The sequence below is a fragment of the Microbulbifer maximicatervae (SeqCode) genome, assembly GCF_052467955.1.
On record NZ_CP174329.1, the window covers coordinates 2488930 to 2515372 of the forward strand.

Sequence of the window (26443 nt, forward strand, 5' to 3'; positions counted from 1 at the left end):
CGCCAGTAAGTCCATTAGGTCTGGAAACTGGCAGCCCAAAAGCGCTGCCAGTTGTTGAGAATCAACTCAGCGGGGATCAATTAGATCATCAGCGGGGTTCTCCGGCATTCTCAGGGACATCAAAAATGCCAAGATCTTATTCTGATCATTTTCACTTAAATACTTGAAATTCTGTGCTGCGTTACTGGCCTCGCTTCCGGGGTTGTCGTGGAGAAAAATGGCTTCTGCCAACGTAGTGGCTCTGCCGTCGTGTAAATAGGGCGCGGTATCGGCCACTCCCCAAAGGCGTGCGGTAATAAACTCACGGTTTTGCTGGTCCGTTTGGAAGAAGGCGTTCTCAGCCAGCCCCTCGCCCATATCGTGGCGCTTGAGATCAGAGAACATTGCGACCTCTATTCCGCCATTGCGGGTTTGGCGAAAATTTGTCGGTTGCTTGGTGAGGTCCACTTCGTAAAAAATGTCTTCAAAGGGAGTTTCTGGAGAGCCGGTAAGTTTATAAGGGAGGGTCCTTCTCTGGGTGACCATCGTTGGGCGGTGGCAGTCGGCGCAGCCAATATCGGAGAAAAGCCTCCGGCCGTCACGGTGTTCTCTGTCATCGACATCGAATGGTGGTTCCAGGGTGGTAATAAAGATACTCAGTGCGGATAAGTCCCCAACGGTGATTTCATTGACGACTCCGTCATTATCAGCATCTGCTGTTGCTCCGCCAAAGGCTTCCGAGGCCTGCATCCCCATATGAAATGCCAGGGCGGAGACATCGAACTCCCTGACTGAGGCGTTGTCACCTTTTCGACCAAATGGCCTGACAACCAAATCGTGCTCGACGCCTTCGACATTGGTTGTATCCAAATTGCCGTACTCGTCGGCAATGATGCTCCCAAAACTGACTGATTTTGTTTCCAGTTCAACGATGGTGCCGGGGTTGTTGAGGGCGTGTTGTTTAAGATTTTGTAATTCATGGGTCATCTCACGACCAACCAATTCAATCCCCCCAGCGCCAAATAAAAATACCGGATTAATCAGCCGCCCATCAAACTCTGCGATACCGTCAAAGTTTTCATCGATAACATCGATATTGGCGGGACGGAATAATACGCTGGTTCCGAATCCTCCACCTCCGCCAATGCCCAATCTGGGTGGCGTTGTTCGATTGCTGATAACGGTGTGGCACTCCAGGCAATTTTGCGCATCGAGGCCATTGACCCGTAAAAATGTGCCATTACCTTGCAGGGTGGGCCTGTTACCTCCGGTGGGGGAGTGGTTGTCCGGTTCAGAAAAATCGTGGGGGCCATCACCAAAGCCGTCGTAACGATTGAAAGGCGTGCTGAAAATAATCAGCCCCGCTTCACGTATTTCGTCGAGGTGAAGTTGTCCTTGGGAAATTTCATCCTGGCTAATCCTATCTGCTGGGTCTAAGCGCGGTGCTTCGCCGATAAGATCGGCGTAAATTAATGAAGGGAGCATCAGGCTGATGCTGGTGAGAGATATTGCCGTTAATCGCTTCATGTCAAAATCCTTGTTTATTTTTCTTTCCCTTTCAAAAAGTTATAAGGCCAAGTCCCTGGAAAAAATGGTTATTTAATTGAAAGGGGGTGAGGGGGTCTCACACTACGAATTGCTGTGGACGGAGTGAGAAAAAGCTAATCTCAATAACTTTTCAATGGCCCTAAAAAAAACAACGCCGGTTTTGTTGAAAAATAAAATGTCTATCCGGGTAGGGGCATGGATTTCTTCTGTGAATTCTTACCTGCAATCAAACGTCTCCTATTATTGTGCATTGATGACTCTCTCGACCCTGCGGGAATTAGCAGTGTTTGTTGCAACGGCTGCCGCTATGGAAGGTGAAAATGAGCGAATTGCGCAAAAAATTCTTTACCGCGCCTCTTTTAAAAATTATTAAACGGGTACTTCCGCCAATTTCTGAAACAGAAAGGGAGGCGATGGAAGCGGGTGAGGTTTGGTGGGACGCTGAGTTATTGTCAGGTAAACCACATTGGGATCAATTGTTGGGGATGGGGCCACCTGCGCTCAATGAAGAGGAGCAGGCTTTCCTGGAGGGGCCAGTCGAAGAGCTGTGCCGAATGATCAACGATTGGCAAATTAGCTATGTGGATCGCAATATTCCGGAGCATGTTTGGGATTTCCTTCGGAAAAATCGCTTTTTTGGCATTATTATTCCCAAGAAATATGGCGGCCTCGGCTTTTCCCCGACAGCTCATGCGGAGATAGTGACCAAAATTACCACCCGCAGTACCTGTGTGGGTGTCACAGTAATGGTGCCTAACTCATTGGGCCCGGGAGAGCTGCTACTGGCTCACGGTACGCAAGAGCAAAAGGATTACTATTTGCCACGCCTGGCAGATGGCACTGATATTCCCTGCTTTGCGCTGACCAGTCCGGAGGCCGGATCTGATGCGGCATCCATGATTGACCGTGGCGTAGTCTGTTACGGCGAATATCAAGGCGAAAAGGTCCTCGGTATGCGTGTTAATTGGCACAAGCGCTATATCACCTTGGGCCCGATAGCCACAGTGTTAGGTTTGGCCTTCAAGCTCTATGACCCGGACCATATTCTCGGCGATGAAGAAGAGCTGGGTATTACGGTTGCCCTGGTTCCCACAGATACACCGGGAGTTTCCATTGGTCAGAGGCATCTCCCAGCGCTGCAAGCATTTCAGAATGGGCCCAACTGGGGAAAAGATGTTTTTATGCCGATGGATTGGATTATTGGCGGCGAGGAGAATGTCGGCAAAGGTTGGGAGATGCTGATGAGTGCCCTTGCCGCAGGCCGAGGAATTTCTCTGCCATCCCTGTCTACCGGTGGGGCAAAAATGGCCGCGCGCATGACCGGCGCTTACGCCCGGGTTCGAGAGCAATTTAATGTGCCTGTTGGCCGCTTTGAAGGCGTGCAACGCCGCTTGGCTGAAATTGCTTCTATCGCCTTTGTATTGGACAGCGCCCATAAAACGACTACCCGTGCCCTGGATGAGGGGCGAAAGCCAGCGGTGATCACCGCAATTATGAAAGCCAATGCTACTTGTGGTCTACGCCAGGCCATTATTGATGCAATGGATATTCATGCGGGCAAGGCCATTATGGATGGTCCATTAAATTACCTGGGTAATGTTTATCGAGCGATACCGGTAGCAATTACGGTAGAGGGGGCCAATCTTCTCACTCGCAGTTTGATGATCTTTGGTCAGGGCGCAATTCGCTGTCACCCCTATATCTTGCAGGAGATGTTGGCGGCAGAAAATCCGGATCATGAAGCGGGTTTGGACGAATTGGATAAGTTGCTGCCCAAGCATATGTGGTTTCAATTCAAAACCCTGTGTCGGGGTATTTTTCACGGCTGGACGGTGGGCTTGTTTGCCAGCAGCCCTCGCAACGTAGGGCACGCTGCCAAGTACTACCGGCAACTGAATCGGTATTCGGCGGTGCTATCTCTGGTCACCGAATTTTCCTTGATGACTCTGGGAGGAGAACTCAAGCGAAAAGAATTAATTTCTTCCCGATTGGGCGATGTCTTGAGTCAGTTGTACCTGCTCAGCTGCACCCTGAAGCGCTTTTATGATGATGGCAACCCTAAGGATGACCTCCCTCTGCTGGAATTTGCCATGCGAGATGGATTGCATAAGATCGAAGTCAATTTGTTGGAGGTGTTTCAAAATTTCCCCCGGCCATTTATTGGCCAAGTAATGCACTTCCTCACCATGCCTTGGGGGCACAGTGTCCACACCGCATCGGATCGGCAAGCCAAGGCCTGTGCGGAATTACTGTTGACGCCGTCGGCGACTCGCGACCGGCTGACCAGTGGAGTTTTTCTCGGAACTCCCGGGGATGGAGTGGATATTGTTGAGCAGGCGTTTGATCGGGTATGCGCTTCCGAGCGGGCTCGTGAAAAATTAAAAAAAGGCGGTATTCGCAACCTGAGCAGGGATAGCGTGGAAGAAGGGTTAAAGAAAAATCTAATCAGCGATGAAGAGGCTGAGATACTCTACGATGCAGCGGATGCTGTGGAGAAGGCAATTCAGGTGGATCACTTTGAGCGCTTGGGTGGGTGTGCGGGCACAGTCCAATAAGGTTTGAGGAAAGCTACCTCCGATGGAATCTGCGCACAAGAATTCTCCAGAGAGCTTTACCAGTGCCGAGGAATGTGTCGATAAGCTTTTAGAAGTCGTCGGCAAGAAAATAGTTCTGGCATTACCACTGGGGCTTGGTAAGGCAAACCATTTCGCTAATACGCTATACGCTCGAGCGGCAGAAGATCATACGATTTCTCTGACGATATTTACGGCCCTGACGCTGGAGCGCCCCCGTGGGGATAGTGATATTTCCCGGCGCTTTATCCAGCCACTTCTGGATACCCATTACAGTCAATACCAAGACCTTGCTTATGTTCCCGCGAGGAGGAAAGGGCACCTGCCAGGTAATATCCAGGTTATTGAATTCTTTATGGAGCCCGGTTCGCTGCTCGGCAACAACTATGCGCAGCAACACTACGTGAGTGCAAATTATACCCAGGTACCCGGTGAGCTGATCAGTCGGGGGGTTAACGTTATTGCGCAAATGGTGGCGCCTTCAGAGTGTGGAGGTAAGTTCAGTTTAAGTTGCAACCCAGACCTGACACTGCCTGTTCTAAAGCTGGCTGCTCAGCGCAAGGACTACCCCCTGTTTTTATTGGGTGAAGTAAATACACAGCTGCCCTATATCCATGGAAGCAGTGAGCTACCGGCCAGTGCTTTTGACTTTTTGCTGAAAGGCGAAACTTTTGATACGCCGCTGTTTGCGGCTCCGGCCCTGCCAGTAACCTTTACCGAATACAGCATCGCCTACCATATCGCCAGTCTGGTTGAAGATGGAGGAACCCTTCAAGTAGGTATCGGCGCCCTGGGAGATGCGGTTTGCCATGTACTGCGCTTGAGGCATAAGGAAAACGCCCTCTTTTGCCGGATTCTGGATGACTTGGTGGAAGAGGATGCTAAGCGCTACCGAGAGGAACTGCCTTTATGCACTGGCACCTTTAAGCGGGGCCTTTATGGGGCCAGTGAAATGGTGCCCCACGGTTTTCTCCATCTGCGCAGAGCGGGGGTTCTGACCCGCAAAGTCTACGCTGATGCGACAATTCAACATCTGCTCGATAGCGATCAGATTACTGATACTGTGCAGGAAGAAACGCTGCTGGCATTAAAGAATGCTGGCCGTATCAGTTGCCCTTTAACCGTGGCAGATACAAATTTTTTACAGCAGCTTGGCATTGTGGACCCCAGCTACAGTTGGCGGGGCCATAAGTTGCTGACTCCTGATGGTGAAGAAGAGGAGTGTGATCTTCACAGTGAACATGGGCGCCGCCGTCTAATTGGTAGTTGCCTGAATAAAAAGATCGCTGGGGGGATCTGGTTACATGGCGGCTTCTATCTGGGGCCGGAACTTATGTATCGAGAGTTGCGGGATCTGGATCCTAAGGAGGGTGCAGGTCTCGATATGATTGACATCAGTTTTACCAATGACCTCCAATCCCAAAGAGACCTAAAGCTGGCGCAGCGACAGCATGCGCGCTTTGTAAATTCGGCCATGATGGTGACTCTTGGGGGAGCGGTTGTCTCGGATGCCTTGGTGGATAACCACGTGGTGAGTGGGGTGGGAGGGCAATATAACTTTGTCGCCCAGGCTTGGGACTTGCCTGGGGCCCGATCCATTATTGCACTCCCAAGTGTGCGAATGCGCGATGGTATCTGCGAGAGTAATATTGTGTGGGAATATCCTCACACGACAATTCCCCGGCATTTGCGCGATGTGGTTGTGACGGAATATGGCGCAGTCGATTTGCGTGGTAAAACAGACCGGGATGTAATGGTGGCCATGCTCAGTATCTGTGATACCCGCTTTCAAGCTGTATTGCTAGAGCAGGCCAAGCACGCGGGGAAGATAGAAAAAAGCTTTTCGATTCCCGAGAGTTTTAATAAAAACACACCTGAACACCTCGCCAGTGTATTCAATGACGAAAAATGCCTGGCGGAACTGCCTCACTATCCACTGGGTACTGACTTCTCTGATGAGGAAGCCCTGCTAGCGGTGGCCCTACAGCACTTGCGCTCCGCTGATAAAAGTTGGTGGAAAGTGTTGGCCAATATTTTTAAAGGCCGCCGGGTCTGGCACGATAAATCCTCAAGTGCTGACTATATCCAGCGCTGCTTACAGCGAATGGGGTACGATCATACAGAGACCTATGAGCACAGGCTGGAAGCCTATATCGTTGCGGCCGCGTTACAAGAGTATATCGACCAGCGCAGGCCCCTGCGCCGTGAGTAAATAAAATTAGTGAAGTTTGCCCTGGGCCTGGATGGCGGTGAGGGCAATGGTATACACAATATCATCCACGAGTGCGCCCCGTGATAGGTCGTTAACCGGCTTGCGCAATCCCTGCAACATTGGCCCAATACTCACTAAGTCAGCGCTGCGTTGAACGGCTTTGTAGGTAGTGTTGCCGGTATTCAGGTCGGGAAAGATAAAAACTGTGGCCCTGCCGGCCACGGGGCTGTGGGGGGCTTTTTGGGCAGCGACATTGCGGATTAAGGCAGCGTCGTATTGAAGGGGGCCATCAATAATCAGCTGCGGTCTCTTCTGTTTGGCCAGCTGGGTGGCCTCGCGGACTTTATCGACATCGCTGCCGCTGCCGGATGTGCCGGTGGAGTAACTGATCATTGCGACTCGGGGTTCTATACCAAATGCCGCTGCGGAATCTGCTGATTGAATGGCTATAGCGGCGAGTTGCTGTGCATCGGGATCGGGATTGATCGCGCAATCTCCGTAGACCAGTACCTGTTCAGGTAGCAGCATAAAAAATATCGAGGAAACCAGCTCTTCATCCGGGGCGGTTTTGATTAGTTGCAGGGCGGGCCGAATGGTATTGGCTGTTGTGTGAATAGCTCCGGACACCAGTCCATCCACTTCACCCAATGCCAACATCATGGTTCCGAGAACCACATTATCCTGTAGCTGCTCGAGTGCCACTACTTGAGTAAGTCCCTTGTTTTTACGCAGGGCAACCATGGGTTCCACATAGTGTGCCCTCACTGCCTTGGGATCGACAATTTCCAACTTTTTATTTAGCTTTAACCCCTGCTGCTCGGCAATTTTGAAAATATCTTTTTCTTCGCCCAGTAAAATCGGGTGTGCAATCTCTCTCTCCAGGCAGAGCTGGGCGGCGCGAATGGTGCGGGGTTCGGTTCCCTCGGGTAGGACAATCCGCATAGTGCGGCGCCGGGCCAGTTCCGTGAGGTGGTAGCGGAATGCCGGAGGTGAAAGGCGTTTGGGGATTTCACTTTGTTGGCTCAGTGATTCCACCCACTCCTCATCCAGGCGACTGGCGAAAAATTCCTGCACCCGGTCCACGCGATTTCTGTCATCTGATGGGGTGCGCAAATTAAAAGTCTGCAGTGACATCACCGTGTGCCAGGTATTGGAAGGCACCAGTAAAATGGGTAGGCCTGTTTCCATGGCCGGGGTGCACAGTTTCAAAATGGCTTTGTCCAAATGGTAGCCGCCGGTTAATAGCAGGCATCCAATTTTGACTCCATTCATCACGGCCAAACATGCGCCCACAACCACATCGGGCCTATCGGCAGAAGTTACCAGCATGGCCCCAGGCTTAAATCTTCTCAACATATTGGGCAGTGAGCGGGAGCAGAATGTGACGGTATGTAACCTGCGTGTTTCCAGCTCCCCTTTATTGAGTACCTTTGCGTTAAAGTGCCGCGCCAGGTCGAGTGCACGGGGAGAGAGCAGTTCTGCATTCCAGGGAATAAAACCGACAATACGCAGTGGAATCTGCTTTGAAAGTATCTCAGGGGTCAGGCTAGGGGGGCTTTCTTTACTAGATTCCAGTTGTGAATGCAGTCCAATTAAATGAGCTCCGGGAGTATCCATAATTTCCGCTGGCAGACCCACTTTATTGATGATGCAGCCCACTACGCGCTTTGCATCCTCGCCGCCATAGAGACGTACGGCAAATTCCAGTCTCTCGCGAATTTGCTTGATTGAATCGCTGGCACCGGGAGATGGGCAGGCAACGAGTACCACTTCCGCATCAAGGGTTTTGGCAATTTGATAATTCAGTTGGTTAGTCACGGGGTTGTCGCGGCTGGGTAGCACGCCTTCGATTACATTAACTTCAGCCTTCGCCGAGATTTGTCTGAAGCGGGCGAGAATCTCTTCCAGTAAATCCGCCATTTTTCCGGTGGATACCATCGAGTCCGCATATTCGGCACTCAGCGAGCTGGGGATGGCCAGGTTGGATGTTTGCCGCAAGATTTCGGTGGTGCGCTCTATAGTGCCGTCTGGTGGCGGGGGCTCGGCGACGGGCTTAAAAAATTGAAGCTCAATACTTTTTCGGTCTAGCGCCCGAATTAAACCCAGGCTTACAGAGGTGATGCCGGCCCCCGCTTCCAGGGGAACCAGCATCAGGGTTCTGGCGTTACTGTGTCGCAGCATGTTTAAGACTGCACCAAGCGCGATGTATCTCGGGCAATAATCCAGTCTTCCTTAGTGGGGATTACCAGGATGTTGGGAGTTTCCTGCGCAGAGATTAAGCCCTCCACTTGCGACTTGGTTTTCTGATTGGCTTCGGGGTTGAGCTGGTAACCTAAGGGTTTGAGCCATTCGATGGTCCGGCTTCGCACCCCGGAGGAGTTCTCCCCGATACCGCCTGTGAATACCAAAGCATCGACGCTACCCAAGGGGATGGTGTAAGCAGCAATATATTTGGCCAGGCGGTAACAGAATATTTCCAGGGCGAGTTTGGCTCCCTGATGATCTTTCTCGGCAGCTTGCTCCAGTGCGCGGCAATCACTGCTCAGGGTGGATATGCCCAACATACCGCTTTCTCTATTTAGCAGCTGCTCAAGTGAGGCTTGGGTATATCCCAGCGCTTGCTGTAAGTAGAGGAGTATTCCCGGGTCCAGATCGCCGCAGCGACTCCCCATTACCAGTCCTTCAAGAGGTGTAAGCCCCATGCTTGTATCTACACTGCAACCCTGTTTGATGGCGCAAATAGAGGCGCCGCCACCGAGGTGGGCAGCAATGATATTGAGTTCAGCCGTCTGTTTTCCCAGTAGTTCGGCGCACCGCTCGCCAATGTACTGATAGCTACTGCCATGCATGCCATAGCGGCGGATCTTGTGCTCTTCGTACAGTGGGTAGGGGAGCCCGTATAGATACGCATACTTCGGCATTTGCTGATGAAAGGCGGTATCAAAAACGGCGACTTGGGGGAGTTGGGGGAATGCATCGAGGGCGGCGTAGATCCCCTTGAGAGCAGCGGGGTTATGCAAGGGGGCTAAGTCACAGCACTCTTCGATACAGGCCATCACCTTCTGATTGATCAGAACGGAGCTGGAGAAATGCTCGCCGCCATGGACGACTCGGTGACCTATCGCTTTTAACCCGTCCTGTAACTCTGACCAGGCTCGGTCAAACTGTGTTACCAGCTCATTAATTACCGCCGCGTGGTCGCTATCCAGCGCGAGCCGATGGGAGTCTTCTGTTCCTTGATAGTGCCACTTCAGTTTGGCTTTGGGGGTGCCAAGGGCTTCCGCGATACCAGCAAGATGTTCTGCACCCGAATCTGGGTCCAGCACGGAAAACTTCACTGACGAGCTGCCGCAATTGAATATCAGAATTAAATTTTGATCGCTCATGATGCGCGAATTTCAACGAGGGTGCTTTAAGGCTAGCCGAGGAGTTGTCTTTGCGAGGGAAAGAACCGGAGTAGTTCAGTTTCGGAATAAAAAAGGGCCGCAGTAGCGGCCCAAGTAATAAAAATTGCAGAGATCAAAGCATAGGCAAACTTGCGGTGCTTTGAGATGAACCCAATAGGTTCAAAAAAAGAGGCGGCAAGTGCCGCCTCAAATTTACTGAAACCGTACCGGTCGATTAACCGAACTGGTTCATGGTGTTGTCTTTACCGCCAGCCTTCAGGGCAGCGTCACCAGCAAAGTATTCTTTGTGGTCGTCGCCAATGTCGGAGCCAGCCATGTTCTGGTGCTTAACGCAGGCGATGCTCTGGCGGATTTCTTTGCGCTGTACGCCTTTCACATAGCCCAGCATACCTTGCTCACCGAAGTACTCTTTGGCCAGGTTGTCGGTAGACAGGGCCGCAGTGTGGTAAGTCGGCAGAGTGATCAGGTGGTGGAAGATACCAGCTTCGCGAGCCGCGTCGGCCTGGAAGGTACGGATCTTCTCGTCGGCCGCTGCAGACAGCTCAGAGTCGTCGTACTCGGCGCTCATCAGGTTGGCGCGGTCGTATGCGGATACGTCTTTACCTTCTTCAGACCAGGCATCGAATACCTGCTGGCGGAAGTTCAGGGTCCAGTTGAAGGACGGGCTGTTGTTGTAAACCAGCTTCGCATCGGGAACGACTTTGCGGATTTCGTCCATCATGCCGCCGATCTGGCGAACGTGAGGCTTCTCGGTTTCGATCCAGATCAGGTCTGCACCGTTCTGCAAAGAGGTGATGCTGTCCAGGATGCAGCGCGCTTCGCCAGTGCCCTTGCGGAACTGGAACAGGTTGGAAGCCAGACGCTTAGGACGCAGCAGCTTGCCTTCGCGGTTGATGATTACGTCGCCGTTGGCCAGCTCGGAAGCATCGATTTCTTCGCAATCCAGGAAGGAGTTGTACTGGTCACCCAGGTCACCCGGCTTATTGGTTACAGCGATTTGCTTGGTCAGGCCAGCGCCCAGGGAGTCGGTACGGGCAACGATAACACCGTTGTCTACGCCCAGTTCCAGGAATGCGTAGCGAACTGCACGGATCTTGGCCAGGAAGTCTTCGTGAGGAACGGTTACTTTACCGTCCTGGTGACCACACTGCTTCTCGTCAGAAACCTGGTTTTCGATTTGGATACAGCAAGCACCCGCTTCGATCATTTTCTTGGCCAGCAGGTAAGTTGCTTCGGCGTTACCAAAACCTGCATCGATGTCGGCGATGATCGGTACAATGTGAGTCTTGTGGTTGTCGATCTTGTCCTGGGCAGCTTTCTCAGCTTCTTTATCGCCAGCTTCGCGAGCGGCGTCCACTTCGCGGAACAGGTCGTTCAGTTCGCGGGCATCAGCCTGGCGCAGGAAGGTGTAGAGCTCTTCGATCAGAGCGGCTACGGAAGTTTTTTCGTGCATGGACTGGTCGGGCAGAGGACCGAATTCGCTGCGCAGAGCGGCAACCATCCAGCCGGACAGGTACAGGTAGCGGCGGTCAGTGTTGCCTTCGAAGTGCTTCTTAATAGAAATCATCTTCTGCTGACCGATGAAACCGTGCCAGCAACCCAGGGACTGGGTGTACTTGGACGTGTCCTTGTCGTAGTTTTCCATGTCGGCGCGCATGATATCAGCGGTGTACTTGGCGATATCCAGGCCGTGCTTGAATTTGTTCTGGGCACGCATACGGGCAACAGATTCGGGATCGATGGCGTCCCAGGAGCTGCCATGGCTTTCACGGAGCTTTGCTACCGCGTCGATGTCTTGAGTGTAAGTGGACATGACTGTAAATCCTTAAACGGTGACTGCGATTAGGTGTTGAGTATCTTAGGAGGAGTGGCATAATTTGCCTAATTTATTGATTTTATTTTCACTATCGATTTGGCGAATAGATGTATGCAACTGGAAAGAGCTGACCTGAACCTGCTGGTTTACCTCGATGTGCTGCTGCGCGAACGCAATGTGACCCGTGCAGCCAATTACCTGGGGCTGTCCCAGCCGGCCATGAGTAATGGCTTGAAGCGCCTGCGGGAATTGTTTGACGATCCGTTGCTGGTGCGCACCCGTGAGGGCATGATGCCCACGGAAAGGGCTTTGGAATTGCAGCCGATGGTGCGCGAAGCACTCTCTTCCATTGATCGGGTTATCCAGCCAAATCGGGATTTTGACCCCGCCAATACACGCCGCACCTTCCGCATCATGGCCAGTGACTACGCCGAGTCTACCCTGATCCCGCCGCTGTTAAAGCAGCTTCGGGATGACGCCCCGGGTATCAGCCTGGATATCATGACGCCCAGTGATGTGAGCTTTGTGGATGTAGAGCAGGGCAAGGTGGATATGGTGATCAACCGCTTTGACAGCATGCCGCAGAGCTTTCACCAGGCCACCGTATGGCGCGACAGCTTCTCCTGTGTGATGCGCGCTGATAACCCGATACTCCGGGATTACAATCTGCAGAGTTATCTGGAAGCCCAGCATATCTGGGTGAGCAAGACCGGTATGGGGGTGGGTGTCGGGGTTAACCCGGAGGATGTACAGCGCTTGGGCTGGGTAGATGAGGCCATAGGTCGTTTGGGAGAGAAGCGGGATATCTCCGTTTTCACCCGTCACTACCAGGTAGCTATGCTGCTGGCTGAACAGAGCGATCTGATCGTAACGGTGCCCACTCGCCTGGCTCAATTGGCCAGTGATAATCCCCGCGTGGTGAGGCGTGACCCGCCCCTGGATATTCCCAATTTGGAGTTGAAAATGGCTTGGAGCCCGCTGTTGCAACAGAGCGCCCCTCACCGCTGGCTGCGCCGTTTAATTCTCGATATTGGCCGCGCTTTGTAACGATGTTGCAGGTGGGCGCTGTGTCTGCGCGGTTCTGTCCGGGCAAACACACATTAACTGCTTTGTCATAAAAATTCGATCTATGAATAGTGGGAATTGTGTCTATAAATTAGCGGTATGTGGAAATGGCTGTTTAGAATGCCGCTATTCCAACAATCTGATGAGAGGCCCTGGGTATGACGGAACGAGTCCAAATCGGCGATCTGCAAATCGCACCAGAACTTTACAACCTGGTTTGCGAGGAGGTGATTCCAGGAACTGGAGTTAGCGCCGAAGCTTTCTGGGCCAAATTGGAATCTATTGTCCACGATTTGGCCCCGGTAAATCGCGCATTGCTGGAAAAGCGTGATGAACTGCAGGAGACCCTGGATCGCTGGCACACGGACAACCCCGAGGGTTTCCGCGATTTGGAAGGCTACCAGACCTTCCTGCGAGAGATCGGCTACCTCGCCGACGAGCCTGCTGAATTCAGTGCAACTACCGAAAATGTCGATGAAGAGATCGCCATCCTGGCGGGACCTCAGCTGGTTGTGCCGGTAATGAATGCACGCTACGCCCTCAATGCGGCAAACGCGCGCTGGGGCAGCCTTTACGACGCACTCTACGGTACAGATGTGATCAGTGAAGAGGGTGGCGCGGAAAAAGGTACGGAATACAACCCGGTTCGCGGCGCTAAAGTGATCGAATATGCACGCAACTTCCTCGATCAGTCGGCCCCGCTTACCTGTGGCAGTCACGCTGAGGCGGTGCAATACCGCATCAATGGCTCGTTGCTGGAAGTGGTACAGGCCAATGGCGACATCGCCACCTTAAAAGATGCCAAGCAGTTTGTTGGTTATTTGGGTGACAGCGAAGAGCCTTCCAGCATCCTGCTGAAGCAGCACGGTTTGCACTTTGAGATCCAGGTGGATCGCGAGAGCCCCATTGGCAAAACCGATGATGCCGGTGTTAAAGATGTGCTAATGGAATCCGCGCTGACCACCATTATGGACTGCGAGGATTCAGTAGCGGCTGTCGATGCTGAAGATAAGGTAGTGGTTTACCGCAACTGGCTCGGTCTGATGAAAGGTGACCTGAAGGAAACCATTAGCAAAGGCGATAAGTCCTTTGAGCGCAAGCTTAATGCGGATCGAGAATACACCTCCCCGAATGGCAACCAGGTTACCTTGCCGGGGCGCAGTCTGATGTTTGTACGCAACGTCGGCCACCTGATGACCAACGATGCAGTGCTGTTCGGCGATGGCCAGGAAATCCCCGAAGGGATTCTCGACGGCATGATCACCAGCTTGATCGCTTTGCATGACCTCCGTGGTGAGAGCCCGATCAAGAATTCCCGTGAAGGCAGTATCTATATCGTAAAACCGAAGATGCACGGCCCGGAGGAAGTGGCTTTCGCCAATACTCTGTTTAACCGAATCGAAGATGCACTCGATCTGCCCCGTTACACGGTAAAAATGGGCATTATGGACGAAGAGCGTCGCACCACTGTGAACCTCAAAGCCTGTATAGCCGAAGCGAAAGAGCGTGTAGTCTTTATTAATACCGGCTTCCTGGATCGCACCGGTGACGAGATCCATACTTCCATGCTTGCGGGCCCCATGATTCGCAAGGGTGATATGAAGCAATCCACCTGGATTAGCGCCTACGAAGAATGGAATGTGGATGTTGGCCTGAACAGTGGCCTGAAGGGCAGAGCACAAATTGGTAAAGGTATGTGGCCAATTCCAGACCAGATGTCAGCCATGATGCACGCCAAGTTGGCCCACCCAATGGCCGGTGCCAATACGGCGTGGGTACCGTCGCCCACGGCTGCTACCTTGCATGCCTTGCACTACCACAAAGTGGATGTGAATCGCCGCCAGGAAGAGATTCAACATCGCCATCACGCCAAGCTGGAAGATATTTTGACGGTTCCGGTAGCGGCTGAAACCAATTGGAGTGCTAAAGATATCCAGCTTGAGTTGGACAACAATGCCCAAGGTATTCTCGGCTATGTAGTGCGCTGGGTAGAGCAGGGCGTGGGTTGCTCCAAGGTGCCGGATATCAATGATGTCGGCCTGATGGAAGACCGTGCAACCCTGAGAATTTCCTCTCAGCATATTGCCAACTGGCTCAAGCAGGGTATCGTTAGCGAAAAACAAGTGCGTGAAACCATGGAGCGTATGGCTGCTGTGGTAGACCGCCAGAATGCCGGCGACTCCAACTATAACGATATGGCACCGAACTTTGATAAGAGCGTTGCCTTCCAGGCTGCTTGTGAGCTGGTATTTGAAGGTTGTGCCCAGCCAAATGGTTATACCGAGCCGGTTCTGCATCGCCGTAGGCGCGAGTTTAAAGCTCTTAATGCATAATTGCTGAGCTAATTGAGATTGAAAAGGCCCCAATGGGGCCTTTTTTATTTTGGGGTATCTGCATCAGCTATTAATCGGTTTTAGCTCTATTACCCTGCGCTAATCCAGATTGTCGCAGGTAATTTTGTGGGGGAGCCTCTGACTCTTAAGTTGTATTATGGGGCTTCGGTTTGCGCAACTTGCCATCTTTAATATTCATTATTGAAGTGGGTGGCTGAGGCAAAATTAGGTAGTGCATCTTAGGGAATTGTGATGAGCAAAAGGAAAATTCTTGTTCGGTGTGTCTGGGGCTTGGCTTGTGTCGGCTTAATATTTTCTTTATACCCCTTTGTTGAAAGCTTGAAACCATCTGCTGCAACGGATGGGCCTTTGACTGTTAGTGTTTATTCAATCCCTAAAGGCAAGATGAAAATCTATGAATATGAGGGTAGGCCTTTAGCAATTTATCGGCCTACAGAAAAATATTTGAAGGAGCTTGTTGCTAATAATAAATTGACAAATGGCCCCTACTATAGCGAAGGAGCTATTCCAGACTTTTTTGTTTATTATCCGCTGAGTACCTATAAAGGGTGTTTTTTGTACGAATCTACAGAGTATGCTGTAAGTATACCGCTACATGGTCTACTTGATCCCTGTCATATGGGGTTTTGGGATTATTCGGGCAGATTTATTAAGGGGGTTAATATGCCTGACGGGGTTGAGCTTAAAAATCTGGAGGTGGTAGATAATTACCTATGGGAAAGCGATGGTGTTATACGATTCCCTAAAAAGAAAATCGTGAGTCACTAATTTTTAATCTCGGGTTGTTCACTGATCGCATGGCTTGTAATAAGTTGGGACAGTATTTTAGGTTTGTAGGGGGAAGGTCGTTGTCAGCACTTTGACGCCAATAGTTTAAATTGTAGCCGTGAGATATATTAATAACACCTCAGTAAGGATGGGAATATATTCTTATGGCAGATTGCTCCTTATGGTTCGACACTATGATTTTAATTTTATGTTGAGATTCCAATTATGTTTAATCCTCCGAATAAGCTACATCTAGCAGGATTAATAGTGTTGATGTCGGGCTTTTCTTCTTTTGTTACAGCAGATGTTCAATGTGGGGATACTATTGCTGATGCGCAGATTCTTACTGTCGCGCTTTCTTGCAGTGAAGATCCAGCGATTAGGGTTGAAGGTCCTAATGGTAATCTTACTATGTCAGGCAACGGTGCTGTTGAATGTACGACTGATGGTATAGGAATCCATATGCTGGGGAAGTCTGGGATTGTCATGGGAGGCCTTGTCACTAATTGTGATTTAGGGTTGTTGTTGGATGGAGATGGTTCCCATAAAGTGATTGGTGTAACAGTTGAAGAATCCTCTAGTGCAGCAATTTTTGCACAAAGTGACGGCAATCTAATTCGTCAAAACACGGTGTCGAATACTTCTAACGTAATAGCATCTGGTTTGGAGCTAGATGGTGAGAGAAATGTTGCCGTTGGTAATAATGTGTCTGGATTTTTAGAATATGGAATAGCTGGCTTTGGTTTCTATTCATATATTGGAAATAATTATGTAGAGAATAGTGAGTTGGGGATTATATTGGGTGCATTAGTAGTTGATGGAGAGAGTATAGGTGCTTCGTATTGCGTAATTGAAAGCAATACAGTGGTAGGCAGTCTACGTACGGGAATTGGAATAGGCGCACCCTATACATATCCTAACATGGATAATTTAGTGACAGGGAATACTGTAACTGGAAGTGGTAATGATGATATTTTGGATGATAATGAAGAGTCAGATTGCAGTGATGGCTTAAATGTGTGGTCTAACAATACTGCTGACACATCATTTCCATCCTGCCTTAAAAATCTTTAGAAGTTAAGAAAACATTCCTATAGTGGATTGATCGTAAAGAGGCGACACTTTGGTGAAGCTATATTCTACTTGCTGAGGTTCCATCAATGTCCTTCTCTCCAAAAACACTCCTTGCTCCTGGGGTGGTGATGTCAACTCTATGTTTTTCTTCAGTCTGCATTGCAGATGTTGAATGTGGCGATACTATTACTGACGCGCAGACTCTTACTGGTGAGCTTTCTTGCAGCGAAGATCCAGCAATAACGGTTGAAGGTCCTGACGGTAGTCTTGTAATGTCTGGTGAAGGCGCAATTGAATGCACTACCGATGGGGTTGGGGTACTTATGTTAGGAACTTCAGGAGTTGTGACGGGTGGAGTTGTTAGTAATTGTGAAACCGGATTGGAGTTGGCGGGGAGTGGCCTACATAAAGTATTCAGTGTAACCGTCGAGGAATCCAGTGGCGCAGGCGTTTTTGCAGAAAGTGATAGTAACCTTATCCGACAGAATACCTTGTCAAACACCACTAATGTTAAGGCATCGGGTATTGTGCTGGAAGGGGTGGCTAATGTTGCAATTGGAAATAGTGTCTCCGGGTTTTTCGAAGATGGAATAGGTGGCTTTGGTTTCTTTTCCTATATTGGAAACAACTATTTAGAAGGCAATGGGGTAGCCATAAGCTTAGGGGCAAGAATAATTGACGGGCAGACTGTAGGTGCTTCTTTTTGTGTTATTGCCAGTAATGTTGTTGAGAATAACGAAGTTTTAGGGATTGCTATTGGTGGCCCCTATGTAATCCCAAATATGGATAATGTGGTTAGTGGGAATACTGTGACGGGCAGTGGTTTTGACGACCTTTCAGATGACAATGAAGCTTCGGATTGTAGTTCTGGGACCAATACTTGGTCTGGCAATACAGCAAATACTTCGTTCCCTTCATGCCTTAAAGATTTATGAGTAGTATATTTTTGGTGTAGCTCAGTTAGGCATAATCTTGATCTTTAGGTTTGCAGAAAGGAAAAGTCTATAAGGATGTACCTGCATGTTTGGGTGGTTTAGGCGTTTATTTTTATTGTTTGTCAATTTTTATATTTCATATTGTTTGGATTGATTCTTAGAGCTGGGGCCGGTTTAGATAAGCTCGCCGATAGTGAATTTCTTTAGCTCTTGGTATGCCATACTTCCTTTTGGTTATCCAGTATATATTCGGGGTGAATATATATTGCTGCGCCGTAGATCAAAATGACGAATTAATAGTATGTAGAAGTGGTCGGAGAAAGCTTTGCAGTTGTCTCGTAATGTTAAAGAGTCGATTAAGCTAGCAACAGCTTTAGTGATCGTTTATGCCATTGCCTTGGGCCTGAATTGGGAGAAGCCCTTTTGGGGTGGATTTGCTGTTATTGTCTGCAGTCAGGCGAATCTGGGGCAGTCTCTTAATCGAGCCATTTTGTGGATTTTAGGGACGCTATTTGCCTTGCTGGCTGGCTGGATAATCGTCGCATTATTTCCACAGGATCGCTGGTTGTTTATGATCGCCCTATCTATCTGGGTATCTATCTGCGTTTATTTTTTGCAGAGATCAAACTATCAGTATTTTTGGCTTACAAGTGGGTATGTCATCTTTTTGTTGTGGGATGTGACTGGTGGCGACTTCTCTATCTCCTACAAGGCTGGGGTTTTACGTATTCAGGAGTCCCTGCTCGGAATAATTGTCTACGGTTTGGTAGCCGTTTTGATCTGGCCTAACTGTAGTCGTGGTGAGTTAAGAAGAGCATCTCTGGATTTATTGAGAGAACATCGTCGATTTGCGGATAATTGTTTTTCTCGGGTTAGAAGTGGCGAGAAAATAAAGATTAGGCGTAAAAAGCGTGTTGCTCTTTTAGAGCTTGATACGCGCTTACAAACAGCTATTGGCGATGCGAGTTCAGATAGTTATGAGGTGTGGGAATGTCGAAAGCAGTGGGGTCACTTTGGTCAATCTGCGACAGCCGTCACGCAATCCCTCTTGAAGTTGGAAGAAAGCTTAGCCCTCTCTGGTGATCTGGGTATATCGAAATTCCTTATTGGTGTCGACGAATACATGCCCGACATTGAGGGGCGTCTCGCGCAAGTGGAAACCGCCCTTTCAGGGGAAATGCCTGTAGATAGTGCCAATGGGAGAGTGGTTCGAGGAAATATTGAAGAAGTAAAGAGGTTGTCAACCTTTGAAACCGCTGCTTTAGCCGTTACTAGAAAGTCCTTAAATGACTTGGAGGTAGAAACCCGATCTCTGATTGATTCAGTAAATGATATAGAAACCCGGGGTGACTCCTATTCGAGACAGGTAAGTAGTGATGGTATAGGGTGGCTTGGAGCTTTGATGCCCGACCCGGACAGGTTGACTAATATTGTCCGTGTTCAGATGGGAATGTGGATTGCTTATCTGGCATATCTCTTTATCCCTGACATGATTGGTGGATTGCTGGTTATATTACTGATAACAGTAATAGGTATTCTCGCCTCAATGACCCCCAAAATTCAATTGTTTGAAACCTGTGTTTTCACGATTTTAGTGTGCATATTATCGGCACCTATATATTTCTTTTTAATGCCAAAGTTACACGGCTTTTATTCGTTGGCTGTCGTGATTTTTGTATGGACGTTTGTAGTAAGCTTTTCCTCAAATAAGGTCTTTGGACCCCAGTCGATGATCCGAACTTTGGTTCTTATTTTTCCCCAGATTATTTTTAATTTTAACAACTCTCAAGAGTATAGTTTTGTGGTTTACACAAATTATCTATTTGTATTGGCAATAATTTTTTGTATTTTGGCCGTTTCAAGAAATATCCCCTTCACTGCCCACCCAGAAATAAACCTGAAGAGAAGTATTGATAGAATTCTCAATAGTGCCGCATGGCTGGTGGTGGAGGGTGATATTCCGAAAAAGAAGAGGGAATCATTGTTTTTCCGGTTATATATATTGTATCACCTGAATATTATTATGATCTCAAGGAAGAGAGTGTTCTATTGGGTGGAGGGTATTTCCGATAAAAAAATGCGGGGCATGACCAGAAGTCAGATGCAGAGCCTTATAGGTTTGGTTATGTTGATATCCAACCAGGTTAAACTTTTATATAAGATAGATAAGAAAAAAATCAATTTTGTGGCTCCTAAAAGGTTGCTTCGTGAGGCGTTCATATGGAGAAGGTTAGCTAGCAAAATACTGATTTATTTCTCTGGCGGCAATCAGAAAGTTGATATTGAATCCCTGCGGAGAGGTTATAGAAGAATATTTGAGAGGGCAAACATTGATGTTGGTGAGTTGATGGAGCTAAGGGAATGTAGTGAAAAATCCAGGGAGGGTGTAACAAATTTCCTTTATTTCTTGGGTGTTACCCACTGTATAAATAATTATTTGGTGGAGTTTCGTCGTCTTTCGGAAACTGTGGACTGGAAGGCTTTTTGCGAGGAAAGGTGTCTTTAATGCCTGTAGGATTTTAAATGGAAAGAGTACCGCATGATATATCAATAGGCAGTTTCTATCTATCTCCAATATTAGTGATAGCATTGTTTGGTGTTGTTGCGGCATTGTTAACCGCTAGGCTTTTGGATCGGTATCGTTTGTCCCGATACTTTGCAAATCCACCGGTTGTCATTATCTCCCTCAGTTTAATTTATGCAATTTTTATAGGAAGGATATTCTTGGGGATATAATAGTGACTAAATACAGAAAATACATACTTACTGGATTGATAGTATTTTTAGCTTTGCTATTACTTGTCCTTCAGTTCTGGAGGTATCTCAATAACCCCTGGACCAGGGATGGAAAGGTTCAGGCAGATATTATACAAGTTACGCCCCGGGTAACTGGCCAGGTAGTTGAACTCCCAATTATAAATAATCAGTTTGTTAAAGCTGGAGAACTCCTGTTTCAGATCGATCCTCGAATATACGAAGCAGCCTTGGAAGAGGCTAAGGCTGAATACGAGGAAGCTCTCGACACATACCGAGCTCAAAACAAAAATGTTCTCGCTTATGAGGCCAGGATAAGGGAATCCATAGCAAATATCGATCTAGCCAAAAGTAACATTGGAGCTCTTGATGCAGAAGTTGCAAGGACCAAGGCTGAATATGACCGGCAGAGAGAACTGTTACCCCAAAGGGCAACATCAGTAAGAGCATTGCAAGCGGCTCAGGCTGAATATGAGTCGACTATTGAGTATCGAGCGGGTGCAGAAGCCAGCCTGGTAGAATCTATGGCTACGTTGGAGCAGTCGCAAGCGGAGCTGGAGCAGGTTAGAGCACAGTTGGGTGCGCTTGGAGCCGATAACCCGGGCGTTCGTGCGGCTTTTGCGCTGCTAGAGCAGGCGCGGCTAAATCTCGAATACACAACAGTTGTTGCTCCGGTTACTGGTTATGTCACCAATATAGATTTTCGTTACGGTGATCAGGCTGTAGCCAACCAACCCGCACTTTCTGTAGTTGATATAAGTACTTTTCGCATTGATGGTTTTTTTCGCGAAACTTTTGTTCGTCGAATCGCTCCGGGGGATAAGGCGTTTATGAAGTTGATGGCTTATCCTCATCTAGAGCTGGAAGGGTATGTTGAAAGTATTGGCTGGGGTATTGCTCGCAAAGATGGAACTGCGGGTAATGACTTATTGCCAATGGTAGATCCCACATTTGACTGGATTCGCCTTGCACAGCGTATTCCCGTCAGGATTCATCTGACAGAAGTTCCCGAATCTGTAAAGCTTCGTGTTGGATTTACCAGCTCAGTGCTAGTAATGAGCAATTCTGCGGGCACCGAGCAAGATGAACCGGTGCAATCCCAATAGTTTCAGGAAAGGGTTAATACGGAGCTTACAGGGGTGCCTGTTGGCATTGCTGCTCATCTTCGGCAGTAGTTGTATGCTGGGGCCAGATTACCATCCCCCGCCGGTGGAGGTCGAAAGTGAGTGGATCTATCAAACCAGCTCAAAACTGGATACCTTGGAAGCCGTTAACCCATTGTGGTGGCAGTGGGCATTTTCAGATGTAACGCTGGACGAATTAGTCTCACTTGCGATTGAGAATAACCTGGAGCTGCGTTCTGCGGCTCTCAGGGCTCTGCAGGCCCAGCAGCAGCTAGCTATTGCAATAGGCAACCAGTATCCCCAAACACAGCAGCTTGAGGGGCTTATTGATCGTTCAAAGTATGTTCGATCGGGGATCACCGGAAATCTGCAGACTGAATATTACCCGAACTTCAATTTAACCTGGGAATTAGATACCTGGGGGCAGTTAAGAAGGCTGGTTAATTCGGCCGCAGCAGATTTTGAAGCCAGCATAGCGGACTATGATGGTGTGCTGGTTTCTATTATTGCCCAGGTGGCGCAAACCTATATCAATATTCGTACGACGAAGCGCAGACTGGAAGTTGCCCGGGAGAATATTCGTGTGCAGCGTGAAGGTTTAAGGATTGCTAGAGTCAAATTTCTCGCAGGTGAAGTCAGCGCATTGGATGCAGAGCAAGCACTGGCATTGCTAAGTAACACAGAAGCCAGCGTGCCGGGACTGGAAATAAACTTGCAGCAGTTTGAAACTGCCCTGGCAGTTCTTCTGGGAATACCTCCTAATAGTTTAAGGTACATAGTCTCTTTTCCCTCATCCATACCTATGATTCCCAAAGTTGTTACTGTTGGTATGCCTCAGGATCTACTAAGACAGCGACCCGATATTCGTGCAGCAGAGCGACGGCTGGCAGCTCAAGGTGAGCTAATAGGTGTTGCGAGGGCGGAACTCTATCCAAATTTTAGTATCGGTGGAGAAATAGGGGCTATAGATATTAATGGCGGTCAACTCAATGGCAGTAGTAGTGCCTGGGATCTGTTCATTGAATTTGACTGGAATCTCTTTAATTACGGAAGGCTCCGTAGCAATGTCAGGCTACAGGATGCGATTTTTCAGCAGTTAGTATCAGACTATCAGCAAGTGGTTCTGTTAGCGCAAGCTGATGTGGAGAACGCCATTGTCGCTTACATAAAATCTCAAAGGCAATTGGTTCTCTATGAGGTGGCTGCTCAGGCCTCCCAGAGATCTGTCGATATTTCCCTGTCTCAATATACCAATGGTCAGGTTGAATTTGATACTGTGATAACTACTCTGGTATCAGATGTTCAACAGCAGGATATTTTGGCGGTAGCGCGAGGCGCCGTGGCAGCGAATCTAGTGCAGGTATATCTATCGCTCGGAGGTGGATGGCAGATACAGCAGGGAATTCCACCATTTCAACTTCTTCCGGAAGACATTCAGCAGGAAATGCTAGAAAGAACACCGTATTGGAACAAGGTTCAATAAGATTGTCTGATGCTTCTTAGCTAGGTGGTGGCACTAGATATATGAATTTATGTAACAGTATTGTAAGTGCTTTATCTGCACACAGATCATTCAAGCGATATTTGTCCAGTCAAATTCTATTTAGGTTTTTGTTATGATGACTAGCGCTCCGTTCGACAAAGATACAAGTCTGATGGCAAAAGCCCTGGTAGAGACTATTCCAGAACGGGGTAGATACTTAGAACCCCTAACTGGAAAAAGTCTTATATCGAGCAGCCAGCTTAATAGAGATGGGATATTGCAGTTACTCAGACTTGCAGCTCGTTGTGAGCTGGATAACAATAAGTTCTCAAGTCATTTAAATGGAAAAATTTTAATCAGCGCATTCTTTGAGTCGAGCACCAGAACGAGATTATCTTTTGAAAGCGCTTGGCTGCGACTTGGAGGGAGCACCGTTTCAATTACAGATAAAGGGACAACACGTATTGGTGTCGGAGAGAGCTTAAGAGACGTTGCAGAGATGGTAAGTAATTATGGTGACTGTGTTGTTTTAAGGGATTCTTCTGAAAATTCAGTAAAAATTATGTCCAATAATTTAAGTATACCAATTATCAATGCTGGCAATGGGATAGATGAACACCCCACACAGTCCCTTATCGATCTATATGCACTTCTAAAGTGGAATCCCAACATTCTATCAGGAAAAGAACGAAAATTCTCCATTGGCTTAATTGGAGCGCCAGCTCGAATGCGAGCGGCGAGAAGCCTATTGATACTCATGAGCTGTTTCCCTGAGTTTTTCTCAGAGGTTTTTGTGCTTTGTGATGAGGAGGAGCAAGAACCGTTTCGGCAAGCGCAATTATCAATGCTTCAGGAAAAAGGTCTAGAAATAAGGTTAACGGATAAGGTTGGAGATATTCTTCCCCGACTCGATGTGGTCTATATGAATTCTATATCCCTAAAAACAATGGGGCATAGAGATTTTGGGTCTGGATATTTTATAGATAATAATTCTCCTTTGAAAAAACAAGCCATCGTGCTGCATCCTTTACCCCGAATGGGGGAGCTTGATAGTAATCTGGATGGTACGTCCCATAATTGGTATTTTATACAGGCAAAAGGTGGTGTGTACGTCAGGATGGCGCTGGCAATGGCTATCTGTGGTCGCCCTAGTGAGGCAGTAGATATTATCTAGCCTCTCCAGTTTCGAAATAATCCCAATAAAGGGTGTCGTCTATGTGCGGAATAGCTGGAATTCTTCATAGTGCGCGTGCAATGCCTGTCGATGGTCAACTCCTTCTAAATATGGCTGCTATCCAGTTCCACCGTGGCCCGGATGGTGTAGGTTTTACAAACCCTCCAGGTCTAGGATTTGGGATGAGTCATGTGCGTTTATCGATCAATGACCTGAGTGAAGAGCGTGCTTCTCAGCCTTATGTGTCAGAAGATGGTCGCTACTATTTGGTTCATAATGGTGAAATCTATGATTATCAGCGAATAAGAGCCAGACTGAGGGCCTCTGGAGTTTCTTTTTTAGGTAAAAGTGATTCCGAAATTATCTTGCATCTTATTGCGGAGTTAGGTCTTATTCGGGCTATTAAACATCTTCGAGGAGAATTTGCATTTGCCGTTTACGATCAAATGGAGGATTGCCTCTACTTGGTTAGAGATCGGTTTGGAGTGAAGCCACTTTATTGGGCAAGAATCAAGAAAGGTTTAGTATTTGGTTCTGAAATTAAAAGTTTGTTTGCCCATCCTGATGTCCATAGAAGACTAACAGCGCATGGAGTGTATCACCAGCTTATTCAGGTGTCGATTCCTGGAACAACCGCTTTTGAAGGGGTTTTTCAGGTTGAACCAGGGTGCATCATAAAGGTTAAACGAGACAATTCTGGGCTGGCTGTTACTCAACATAAATATTGGGATATCGATTTTTTGATTTCAGATGAGTATGCTCGTGACAAGTCTGATGAGTATTATATTGAGGGTTTGCGGGAACAAATTATAGACTCCGTGTCTTTGAGGCTTCAAGCTGATGTCCCAGTAACCTATTATCTTTCAGGTGGTGTTGATTCGGGTAGCTTACTTGGAGTAGGGCAGTCGCTTTCGCAGCAGGATCTCACCGCCTTTACGATAGCGTTTGAAAATCCGGATTACGATGAGTCTCATATCGCAAAGGAAGCCGCGAGTGAGATTGGTGTCAGCCAATTCATAGTAAAGGTAACTGATGAAGAAATATATGAAAATTATTCAGAAACCATCTGGCATACCGAAAGGACATTTTACAATACATTATCAGTAGCTAAATTTTTGCTCAGTAAAGCTGTTAAGTCTAATGGCTACAAGGTTGCAATTACTGGGGAAGGGGCAGATGAGCTATTTTCTGGGTATCCTGCATTTAAAAAAGATTTTTACTTGTATGGCACATCTGAAACTGAGTTGAATAAACGAAGAACCTGGCAGCAACATCTAGAAAGGAGCAATAGCTTATTTAAGGGAGCTATGCTGCCAATTGATAGTTATCGATCAGAGGGAATGGAACGGACTTTAGGATTCACCCCTACATGCTTGCAATCCTGGTTAAGCTGTCATCATCAAGCAGAAAAATTGCTTAACAAAGAGTGGCGCAAAGAAATATCTGGTTATGATGCCGGGAAGGCAATTGTTGATACGCTAGATTTATCACAACTTGAAGGTAGACATCCGCTGGATGTTGCTCAGTATCTTTGGATAAAAACTATGTTTGAGACCCAGATATTGGGCTGGGTAAGTGATCGAGTGGATATGGCACACTCCATTGAAACCCGTCCGGCCTTTCTCGATCATCACCTGGCTGCGTTTGCTATACAAATCCCACCATCGGTCAGGATTAGCGGAACTACAGAAAAGTATGCCCTTCGCGAAGCGATGAAGGGAGTCCTTCCGGATGTTCTATATAAAAAGCAAAAATTTGCATTCATGGCTCCTCCGGTAGAGACAGTTACCGGAGCTTGGACTTGGGTGCAACGAGTTATTGAGAAATTTCTCAGCCCAAAGGAGGTTAATTTAGCTGGATTGCTGCGATACTCGGAAATAGATACTTTAATTGAAGAGTATAAGTTACCGACTCTGCATCGATCAAAAAAGGTTCAATTGGATGCGATGCTCAATCATATCCTGGGAGTGCAAATATTATATAAGCGTTTTATTGAGGCTGATCTGCCATTGTTGGCGAAAGAAAAATCTTCTCTTCTTGGTTGGAGTTTGGATCGTATGGTTAAGTATCGTAAAAATTAGAAAGTAATAGAGGGCGAGATGTTTTTTGAAGATCTTGTACTGTTTAATTGCCTTTTTACGTAAGAAGTAGATAAGTAATCTTATGGCTATTCAGGT

At 48.1% G+C, this 26443-nt stretch carries 18 protein-coding genes; 14 read left to right on the plus strand and 4 right to left on the minus strand.

The features are described from left to right. Positions 1 to 66: 66 nt before the first annotated feature. Positions 67 to 1506, minus strand: a complete 1440-nt coding sequence (locus ACJJI5_RS10785; protein ID WP_444917463.1) for a di-heme oxidoredictase family protein — start codon at positions 1504 to 1506, stop codon at positions 67 to 69. Between the two features lie 154 nt (positions 1507 to 1660). Between ACJJI5_RS10785 and ACJJI5_RS10790 the strand changes: the two genes are divergently transcribed. From ACJJI5_RS10790 to ACJJI5_RS10800, 3 genes are read left to right on the plus strand one after another with little or no spacing between them, the layout of a single operon-like run. Then, positions 1661 to 1900: a hypothetical protein gene (locus tag ACJJI5_RS10790; RefSeq protein ID WP_413662261.1), complete on the plus strand. Its 240-nt coding sequence runs from the start codon at positions 1661 to 1663 to the stop codon at positions 1898 to 1900. Next, positions 1848 to 4082, plus strand: coding sequence for an acyl-CoA dehydrogenase (locus tag ACJJI5_RS10795; protein WP_445356244.1), 2235 nt, complete (start codon positions 1848 to 1850; stop codon positions 4080 to 4082). The genes ACJJI5_RS10790 and ACJJI5_RS10795 overlap by 53 nt, the downstream gene beginning before the upstream one ends. A 22-nt stretch (positions 4083 to 4104) precedes the next feature. Next, on the plus strand, positions 4105 to 6312 hold the full coding sequence (locus ACJJI5_RS10800; protein WP_445356245.1) for an acetyl-CoA hydrolase/transferase C-terminal domain-containing protein: 2208 nt from the start codon (positions 4105 to 4107) through the stop codon (positions 6310 to 6312). 6 nt (positions 6313 to 6318) lie between these two features. Here the strand turns inward: ACJJI5_RS10800 and pta are convergent, their stop codons facing one another. The 3 genes from pta to ACJJI5_RS10815 form a co-directional block, all read right to left on the minus strand. After that, positions 6319 to 8493: a phosphate acetyltransferase gene (pta, locus tag ACJJI5_RS10805; RefSeq protein WP_445356246.1), complete on the minus strand. Its 2175-nt coding sequence runs from the start codon at positions 8491 to 8493 to the stop codon at positions 6319 to 6321. A gap of 2 nt (positions 8494 to 8495) precedes the next feature. Next, entirely contained in the window at positions 8496 to 9698 is a 1203-nt protein-coding gene (locus ACJJI5_RS10810; RefSeq protein ID WP_444928094.1) for an acetate/propionate family kinase, read from the minus strand. Positions 9699 to 9933: 235 nt separating this feature from the next. Further along, entirely contained in the window at positions 9934 to 11532 is a 1599-nt protein-coding gene (locus tag ACJJI5_RS10815) for an isocitrate lyase (protein ID WP_282932507.1), read from the minus strand. 114 nt (positions 11533 to 11646) lie between these two features. Here ACJJI5_RS10815 and ACJJI5_RS10820 point away from each other — a divergent pair, with 114 nt between their 5' ends. From ACJJI5_RS10820 to asnB, 11 genes are all read left to right on the plus strand, one after another. Further along, positions 11647 to 12582 (plus strand): LysR family transcriptional regulator, encoded by a 936-nt coding sequence (locus ACJJI5_RS10820; protein ID WP_108733532.1) that lies wholly within the window; start codon positions 11647 to 11649, stop codon positions 12580 to 12582. A gap of 176 nt (positions 12583 to 12758) precedes the next feature. Continuing rightward, entirely contained in the window at positions 12759 to 14933 is a 2175-nt protein-coding gene (locus ACJJI5_RS10825; protein WP_445356247.1) for a malate synthase G, read from the plus strand. A gap of 252 nt (positions 14934 to 15185) precedes the next feature. Next, the gene (locus ACJJI5_RS10830; RefSeq protein ID WP_445356248.1) at positions 15186 to 15722 is read left to right on the plus strand and encodes a Rieske (2Fe-2S) protein; all 537 of its coding nucleotides are present in this window, start codon (positions 15186 to 15188) and stop codon (positions 15720 to 15722) included. A 225-nt stretch (positions 15723 to 15947) separates the two neighbouring features. Further along, positions 15948 to 16796 carry a right-handed parallel beta-helix repeat-containing protein gene (locus ACJJI5_RS10835; RefSeq protein WP_445356249.1) on the plus strand — a complete coding sequence of 283 codons (849 nt, stop codon included), beginning with the start codon at positions 15948 to 15950 and terminating at the stop codon, positions 16794 to 16796. 86 nt (positions 16797 to 16882) lie between these two features. After that, a complete protein-coding gene (locus ACJJI5_RS10840; protein WP_445356250.1) occupies positions 16883 to 17731 on the plus strand; it encodes a NosD domain-containing protein in 849 nt (282 codons plus the stop codon). A gap of 325 nt (positions 17732 to 18056) precedes the next feature. Beyond that, a complete protein-coding gene (locus ACJJI5_RS10845) occupies positions 18057 to 20237 on the plus strand; it encodes an FUSC family protein (protein WP_445356251.1) in 2181 nt (726 codons plus the stop codon). 17 nt (positions 20238 to 20254) lie between these two features. Next, positions 20255 to 20467, plus strand: coding sequence for a DUF1656 domain-containing protein (locus ACJJI5_RS10850; RefSeq protein WP_444957898.1), 213 nt, complete (start codon positions 20255 to 20257; stop codon positions 20465 to 20467). 2 nt (positions 20468 to 20469) lie between these two features. Next, a complete protein-coding gene (locus ACJJI5_RS10855) occupies positions 20470 to 21591 on the plus strand; it encodes an HlyD family secretion protein (RefSeq protein WP_445356252.1) in 1122 nt (373 codons plus the stop codon). 40 nt (positions 21592 to 21631) lie between these two features. Beyond that, positions 21632 to 23092, plus strand: coding sequence for an efflux transporter outer membrane subunit (locus tag ACJJI5_RS10860; RefSeq protein ID WP_445356253.1), 1461 nt, complete (start codon positions 21632 to 21634; stop codon positions 23090 to 23092). Positions 23093 to 23225: 133 nt separating this feature from the next. After that, complete coding sequence (locus ACJJI5_RS10865) at positions 23226 to 24266, plus strand: aspartate/ornithine carbamoyltransferase family protein (protein WP_445356254.1); 1041 nt, start codon at positions 23226 to 23228, stop codon at positions 24264 to 24266. 41 nt (positions 24267 to 24307) lie between these two features. Further along, positions 24308 to 26347, plus strand: coding sequence for an asparagine synthase (glutamine-hydrolyzing) (gene asnB / locus ACJJI5_RS10870; RefSeq protein ID WP_445356255.1), 2040 nt, complete (start codon positions 24308 to 24310; stop codon positions 26345 to 26347). The last annotated feature ends 96 nt before the right edge of the window (positions 26348 to 26443 follow it).

Excerpts from the sequence above, each read along its gene's own strand:
- ACJJI5_RS10815 (WP_282932507.1), bottom strand. The coding sequence starts at position 11,532 with ATGTCCACTTACACTCAAGACATCGACGCGGTAGCAAAGCTCCGTGAA.
- ACJJI5_RS10790 (WP_413662261.1), top strand. The coding sequence starts at position 1,661 with ATGGCCCTAAAAAAAACAACGCCGGTTTTGTTGAAAAATAAAATGTCT.
- ACJJI5_RS10795 (WP_445356244.1), top strand. The coding sequence starts at position 1,848 with ATGAGCGAATTGCGCAAAAAATTCTTTACCGCGCCTCTTTTAAAAATT.
- ACJJI5_RS10810 (WP_444928094.1), bottom strand. The coding sequence starts at position 9,698 with ATGAGCGATCAAAATTTAATTCTGATATTCAATTGCGGCAGCTCGTCA.
- pta (WP_445356246.1), bottom strand. The coding sequence starts at position 8,493 with ATGCTGCGACACAGTAACGCCAGAACCCTGATGCTGGTTCCCCTGGAA.
- ACJJI5_RS10835 (WP_445356249.1), top strand. The coding sequence starts at position 15,948 with ATGTTTAATCCTCCGAATAAGCTACATCTAGCAGGATTAATAGTGTTG.
- ACJJI5_RS10785 (WP_444917463.1), bottom strand. The coding sequence starts at position 1,506 with ATGAAGCGATTAACGGCAATATCTCTCACCAGCATCAGCCTGATGCTC.
- ACJJI5_RS10850 (WP_444957898.1), top strand. The coding sequence starts at position 20,255 with ATGGAAAGAGTACCGCATGATATATCAATAGGCAGTTTCTATCTATCT.
- ACJJI5_RS10830 (WP_445356248.1), top strand. The coding sequence starts at position 15,186 with ATGAGCAAAAGGAAAATTCTTGTTCGGTGTGTCTGGGGCTTGGCTTGT.
- ACJJI5_RS10865 (WP_445356254.1), top strand. The coding sequence starts at position 23,226 with ATGATGACTAGCGCTCCGTTCGACAAAGATACAAGTCTGATGGCAAAA.
- ACJJI5_RS10825 (WP_445356247.1), top strand. The coding sequence starts at position 12,759 with ATGACGGAACGAGTCCAAATCGGCGATCTGCAAATCGCACCAGAACTT.
- ACJJI5_RS10820 (WP_108733532.1), top strand. The coding sequence starts at position 11,647 with ATGCAACTGGAAAGAGCTGACCTGAACCTGCTGGTTTACCTCGATGTG.
- ACJJI5_RS10840 (WP_445356250.1), top strand. The coding sequence starts at position 16,883 with ATGTCCTTCTCTCCAAAAACACTCCTTGCTCCTGGGGTGGTGATGTCA.
- ACJJI5_RS10800 (WP_445356245.1), top strand. The coding sequence starts at position 4,105 with ATGGAATCTGCGCACAAGAATTCTCCAGAGAGCTTTACCAGTGCCGAG.
- asnB (WP_445356255.1), top strand. The coding sequence starts at position 24,308 with ATGTGCGGAATAGCTGGAATTCTTCATAGTGCGCGTGCAATGCCTGTC.